Annotated in this window: 4 protein-coding genes and 2 pseudogenes; 5 read left to right on the top strand and 1 reads right to left on the bottom strand. The window is 43.4% G+C overall.

Going from position 1 to position 6,146, the window contains the following annotated elements:
- Positions 1–1,636, bottom strand: a pseudogene (locus HMPREF9007_RS03165) (histidine kinase dimerization/phospho-acceptor domain-containing protein); the annotation flags it as partial.
- A gap of 239 nt (positions 1,637–1,875) precedes the next feature.
- Here HMPREF9007_RS03165 and gpmA point away from each other — a divergent pair.
- From gpmA to HMPREF9007_RS0125455, 5 genes and pseudogenes are all read left to right on the top strand, one after another.
- Complete coding sequence (gene gpmA, locus HMPREF9007_RS03160; RefSeq protein WP_008763386.1) at positions 1,876–2,622, top strand: 2,3-diphosphoglycerate-dependent phosphoglycerate mutase; 747 nt, start codon at positions 1,876–1,878, stop codon at positions 2,620–2,622.
- Positions 2,623–2,672: 50 nt separating this feature from the next.
- Positions 2,673–3,725, top strand: a complete 1,053-nt coding sequence (locus tag HMPREF9007_RS03155; RefSeq protein ID WP_008763387.1) for a class I fructose-bisphosphate aldolase — start codon at positions 2,673–2,675, stop codon at positions 3,723–3,725.
- Positions 3,726–3,793: 68 nt separating this feature from the next.
- Positions 3,794–4,450 carry a fructose-6-phosphate aldolase gene (gene fsa, locus HMPREF9007_RS03150; RefSeq protein ID WP_008763388.1) on the top strand — a complete coding sequence of 219 codons (657 nt, stop codon included), beginning with the start codon at positions 3,794–3,796 and terminating at the stop codon, positions 4,448–4,450.
- Between the two features lie 173 nt (positions 4,451–4,623).
- Positions 4,624–5,574, top strand: coding sequence for a tyrosine-type DNA invertase cluster 3b (locus HMPREF9007_RS03145; RefSeq protein WP_008763389.1), 951 nt, complete (start codon positions 4,624–4,626; stop codon positions 5,572–5,574).
- 374 nt (positions 5,575–5,948) lie between these two features.
- Positions 5,949–6,146: pseudogene (locus tag HMPREF9007_RS0125455) on the top strand (transcription termination/antitermination NusG family protein); the annotation flags it as partial.

A 6,146-nucleotide genomic window follows, 5' to 3' on the forward strand; every position in this document is an offset into this window, starting at 1 on the left:
TTTTCCGGCTCTATCCCCATTCCCGTGTCCTGAACGGAGAATTTCACTTCGTTTCCGTCTATTTGGTAGTCGATGGTGATATTTCCTTCGGAAGTGAATTTTAATGCGTTAGTCACAAAGTTCAGTAATACCTGATAAAGTCTGTTCTTGTCACTGGTGAACGTCAGTTCGGGTAAATTATCTTTCAGGCGGAGTTCTACTTGCGGACTAGTTTTCATTTGCATAGCCTGAAACAGATCGTTACAAAGCTGTTTCGCATTCACCCTTTCAGGAATAATGTCGAAAGTTTCCGCTTCGATTTTCGATAAGTCGAGGATATCGGAAATAAGCTGAAGCAACAACTTGTTATTATCTTCTATGATCGTGATATACTGATGCTTTTCTTCCTGATCCTCCGCCTCTTCCAGCATACTTGAGAAACCGACGATTGCATTGAGCGGAGTACGTATCTCGTGACTCATGTTGGCAAGGAAGGCAGATTTTAAACGATCCGCTTCTTCGGCTTTCTCTTTGGCTTTGATAAGCATTTGCTCGGTTTCTTTTAGCTGGGTAATATCAAAGTTGATACACAGCATTTCGATGACATTATCCTGCGGCCGGTAGTTGCGGACCAACACATTCACCCGTGTCCACGTATAACTTCCGTCGGCTCTGAGGATACGTACATCCCTGCATAATTTCGTACTTTCGCCTTTGACCACTTTCGCCAGAAAGTCGAGCATAACAGCCCGGTCCTCCGGATGAAAGTGAGAATGGATACCGATAATTTCCGGTAGGGGCGTGCCTTCCTCTTCTCCTACATTTTTATACCAGCTGCTTAAGGCATAACCATTGCGGCTTAACGCATCAAAATGAGCGTATCCAACCTTGGCATAATCTCCTACCAGTTCAAAGAAATTTTTAAATTCCTGAATTTTGTTGTAGGCGATGGTGTTTTCCGTCTTATCTACGTTTATCAACAGATAATTGATGGGCTGCCGGTCATGATCATAGAGTGTTGTTATTCTTGTTGTCAGATTAATGAAACCGGATGTTTTTTCCGATTCATAATATCCTTTGATTTTTGAAAAATCATATTGGAAGGTGAATTCAACCTCTTCATTATCTCTGATCTTTAGCTTTATTTCTTCGGGTAGTGCCGGATTCTCAAAGATATTGATACCAATAACTTTTTCTTTATGGGTGATATGGAACATTTCCAGTTCCTTTTATTCAAGTCAAGCAGATAACCGTCTTTATTATACAGTTCAATGCCGACGGGAAGGTTTTTATAGATATTGTGCAGGATACGTTCACTGTTTTGCAGTGCCTGATAGGCGGAAGCCATGTGGGGACCATCTTGAGTTTCTGCTATTCCGTATATTTTGGTGTTTCCTTCCTCATCAGTTTCCTGAAAGCATATTTTACTGCGAATCCATACTTCCCCGTGGGGAGTATGGAGCAGGTACACCTCCTCAATGCTCTGTTGCAATTTATCGAAAGAGTAGCTGGTAGTATGGTGCTGATCCTCCCTTAGAATACGTTTATTGAAATCTTCAAAACTGATCACTCCGTCTTCGTCTATCCCGAGTAATCGGGAGATAAACTCGGAACATACATAACTTTCTGTTTTTAAGTCCGCTTCCCACCATCCCATATTCGCTTTATTCAGCAGTTTTTGCAGGAATGTGAATTCTTTCTGTTTGCTTGTTTCCAATGTCTGACTTGTTTTAACTGGCGGTTGAATATTCATTTAGTCCGTAAAAATAATCATTTTTATTGAATTCTTTTCAATAAACCATCACTTTTAGGTATTGATACCTGCTGATTCTTTCGTGAACTTTGTAGAGTAACAAAATGTTGTATATATAAAAAGATGAAAGGAGATCATTAAGAATGAAAAAGATAGTATTACTTCGTCATGGAGAAAGTGCTTGGAACAAAGAAAACCGTTTCACAGGTTGGACGGATGTAGACCTGACGGAAAAGGGAGTTGCCGAAGCGGAAAAGGCGGGCGTTACGTTGAGGGAATATGGCTTCAACTTCGATAAAGCCTATACTTCTTATCTGAAGAGGGCAGTCAAAACCTTGAACTGCGTGCTTGATAAAATGAATCTGGACTGGATTCCTGTCGAGAAGAGCTGGCGTCTGAATGAGAAGCATTATGGCGACCTGCAAGGACTCAATAAGGCGGAAACAGCTGAGAAATACGGAGAAAAGCAAGTGCTGATATGGCGCCGCAGTTATGATATTGCTCCCAATCCGCTTTCCGAAAGCGATTTGAGAAATCCGCGTTTCGATTTCCGCTATCACGAAGTACCCGATGCGGAGCTGCCGCGTACCGAATCATTAAAAGATACCATCGACCGTATTATGCCGTACTGGGAGTCGGATATATTTCCGGCTTTAAGAGATGCGCATACCTTGCTGGTTGTCGCGCACGGCAATAGTCTGCGAGGTATCATCAAGCATTTGAAACATATTTCTGATGAAGATATCATCAAACTGAATCTTCCTACTGCCGTTCCTTATGTATTTGAGTTCGACGAGAACCTGAATGTTGCCAACGATTACTTCCTGGGCAATCCGGAAGAAATTCGTAAGCTGATGGAAGCGGTAGCCAATCAGGGGAAGAAAAAATAGCAGGCTTCATCGCCTGTATATAAATTGTTATACATTAAAAAAATAAAGTTATGAGTAAAGTAGTTGATTTATTAGGAGATAAGACCAGTTATTATCTGGACCATACCTGTAAGACCATTGATAAGTCGTTGATTTATATACCTTCACCGGATACTATTGATAAAGTCTGGATTGATTCGGACCGAAACATTAAAGTATTGAATAGCCTGCAAACCCTTTTAGGGCATGGACGCTTGGCAAATACGGGTTATGTGTCCATTCTTCCTGTCGATCAGGATATTGAGCATACAGCCGGCGCATCCTTTGCACCGAATCCCATTTATTTCGATCCGGAGAATATTGTGAAACTGGCTATCGAAGGAGGCTGTAATGCAGTAGCTTCCACATTCGGTATTCTAGGATCAGTCGCACGTAAATATGCGCACAAAATACCTTTCGTGGTAAAGTTGAATCACAATGAGCTGCTGACTTATCCGAATACATACGATCAGGTATTGTTCGGCACGGTGAAAGAAGCTTGGAATATGGGAGCTGTAGCAGTAGGAGCAACCATTTATTTCGGTTCGGAACAGAGTCGCCGCCAGTTGGTAGAGATTGCTGAGGCTTTCGAATATGCTCACGAGCTTGGTATGGCTACCATTCTGTGGTGTTATTTGCGTAATAGCGATTTCAAGAAGGGAGCTATCGATTATCATGCTGCTGCCGACCTTACCGGACAGGCTGACCGTTTGGGAGTTACCATCAAAGCGGACATTGTGAAGCAGAAACTTCCTACCAATAATGGTGGTTTCAAAGCGATTGGTTTCGGAAAGACAGATGAACGCATGTACACGGAACTCACATCGGAACACCCGATTGATCTCTGTCGTTATCAGGTGGCAAATGGTTATATGGGACGTGTCGGATTGATCAATTCCGGTGGAGAATCTCATGGGGCTTCCGATTTGCGTGATGCGGTCATTACGGCAGTTGTCAATAAGCGTGCCGGTGGTATGGGATTGATCAGCGGACGTAAAGCCTTCCAGAAGCCGATGAATAAGGGTGTCGAATTATTAAACGCTATTCAGGATGTCTACCTCGATCCGGCAATAACCATTGCCTGATCTAGGAAAGATGAGAAATAATTCTTATCTTTGACTACCAGATAGTTAACCATTAAAAAAATAGAATTATGAAGTTTTTTATTGACACAGCCAATTTGGAGCAGATTCAGGAGGCGTATGACCTCGGAGTACTTGACGGAGTGACTACCAATCCTTCGCTGATGGCGAAAGAAGGCATTAAAGGTACGGAGAATCAGCGTGAACATTACATTAAAATATGTAAAATTGTCAATGCTGATGTAAGTGCGGAAGTAATAGCAACGGATTATGAAGGGATGATCCGCGAAGGGGAAGAGCTTGCTGCACTCAATCCGCACATTGTTGTCAAGGTGCCTTGTATTGCTGATGGTATCAAAGCTATCAAGTACTTTACAGAAAAAGGAATCCGGACCAATTGTACATTGGTATTTTCCGTCGGGCAGGCATTGCTGGCTGCAAAGGCCGGAGCGACTTACGTTTCGCCTTTTGTCGGACGCCTGGATGATATTTGCGAAGACGGGGTAGGGCTTGTCGGTGATATTGTACGTATGTATCGCACCTATGATTACAAGACTCAGGTATTGGCGGCTTCTATCCGCAATACGAAGCACATCATCGAGTGTGTGGAGATGGGAGCAGATGTGGCTACCTGTCCGTTGAGTGCTATCAAAGGGTTGTTGAATCATCCGCTGACTGATTCGGGATTGAAGAAATTTTTGGAAGATTATAAAAAGGTGAATGGATAATTGGGTTTGAGAAACTAAATTTTCTCAAAGAATTTATTTTAAAGGGGCTTCTGACATAAAATATGTCAGAAGCCCTTTTTTAGTAATTTTAATATAGTCAAACAAGATAAAACTAAGATATCGTGTTTATTCATCTTACTTTGTAGGTTGTAATAAAACTAGTGATGTAAATAATGAATAAAAATGGATTTAGTCGTTGTGCCGATATCTATATCGGCCGTTTGCGCGAGGAGGGCCGCTATTCTACGGCGCATGTCTATCAGAACGCGCTTCTTTCTTTTAGCAAGTTTTGTGGTGTCCATAGTGTGTCTTTCCGTCAAGTCACCCGTGACCGCCTTCGCCGTTACGAACAGCATCTTTACGCATGTGGTCTGAAGCCCAATACGATTTCCACGTATATGCGTATGCTTCGGAGTATCTACAATCGTGGTGTGGAAGCGGGTAGCGCTCCTTATGTCCACCGCCTGTTTCATGAGGTCTATACGGGAGTGGACGTTCGTCAGAAAAAGGCGCTTCCCGTCGTCGCTCTTCGCAGGCTTCTTTATGAAGACCCCCATTCTGACCGTCTCCGCCGTACCCAGGCTATCGCCGCTCTGATGTTCCAGTTCTGCGGGATGTCTTTCGCCGATCTGAGCCATTTGGAGAAATCCGCTCTTGATAGCAACGTGCTGCGCTACAATCGTGTCAAGACGAAGACTCCCATGAGCGTTGAGGTTCTGGACAGCGCACAGGAGATGCTCGAGCAGCTCCGTAACCGGCGGTCTCCCCGTCCCGGCTGTCCCGACTACCTTTTCGGCATCCTTCAGGGAGATAAGAAAAGGAAGGATGAGAAAGCTTACCGTGAATACCAGTCCGCTCTCCGGAGATTCAACTACTGCCTGAAATCCCTGGCAAAGCGGCTGCGTCTTAACTTCCCCGTCACTTCCTACACGCTGCGCCATTCTTGGGCTACCACCGCCAAGTACCGTGGTGTCCCTATCGAGATGATCAGCGAGTCGCTTGGGCATAAGTCGATCAAGACCACGCAGATTTATCTGAAAGGCTTTGAGCTGAAAGAGCGTACGGAGGTAAACCGGATGAATTTGTCTTACGTTAAGAGGTGCGGTTCTGGCCTGTATGTGTGATTTAGAATCCTGATATACAGTGTTTATGGGTGTGTGTTACTTCTTAGGTAACGGAATGATTCATGGCGCAAAGATGGACATATTTATGAAAATACGCAAACAAAAATGAAATTAATTTCTTAAAATGAATCAAAAGTCGGCATAACAGACGGAAAATGACAATATCCGTGTTATGTCTTTTTTTATTCCAATTTATGAAAGACACCTTCACTTCTGCCTTATTTCCTGAATACCAGTCCTCTTCCGATGTTTTCGTTGAAAAAAAGTTCCCTGTTTAGCTTGTCCTTTGTTTGTGAGTTACCTAAGAAGTAACGGATAAACATGGGGTAAAAAAACATGATTTTAAGAAAAAGAAATCACTCAATGCTGGGCCTATTTATGGGACAGGGGAAGGCGTAGCACACTCAAAACGCTGGTATGTTGCTTTGGTTCGGATGCACCATGAAAAGAAGGTTTCGGAGCATCTGGACAAGATGGGTATCGAGAATTTCGTTCCCGTTCAACAGGAATTCCACCAAATGGAGCGACCGTCGCAAGCTGGTCACCTCCGTCTTGCTTCCTAATGATGGTCT

Source organism: Bacteroides sp. 1_1_14 (genome assembly GCF_000162515.1).
Classification (GTDB): Bacteria; Bacteroidota; Bacteroidia; order Bacteroidales; family Bacteroidaceae; genus Bacteroides; species Bacteroides thetaiotaomicron.

Bases quoted from the DNA above. Each gene is read 5' to 3' on its own strand.
- gpmA (WP_008763386.1), top strand. From the start codon at position 1,876: ATGAAAAAGATAGTATTACTTCGTCATGGAGAAAGTGCTTGGAACAAA.
- HMPREF9007_RS03155 (WP_008763387.1), top strand. From the start codon at position 2,673: ATGAGTAAAGTAGTTGATTTATTAGGAGATAAGACCAGTTATTATCTG.
- fsa (WP_008763388.1), top strand. From the start codon at position 3,794: ATGAAGTTTTTTATTGACACAGCCAATTTGGAGCAGATTCAGGAGGCG.
- HMPREF9007_RS03145 (WP_008763389.1), top strand. From the start codon at position 4,624: ATGAATAAAAATGGATTTAGTCGTTGTGCCGATATCTATATCGGCCGT.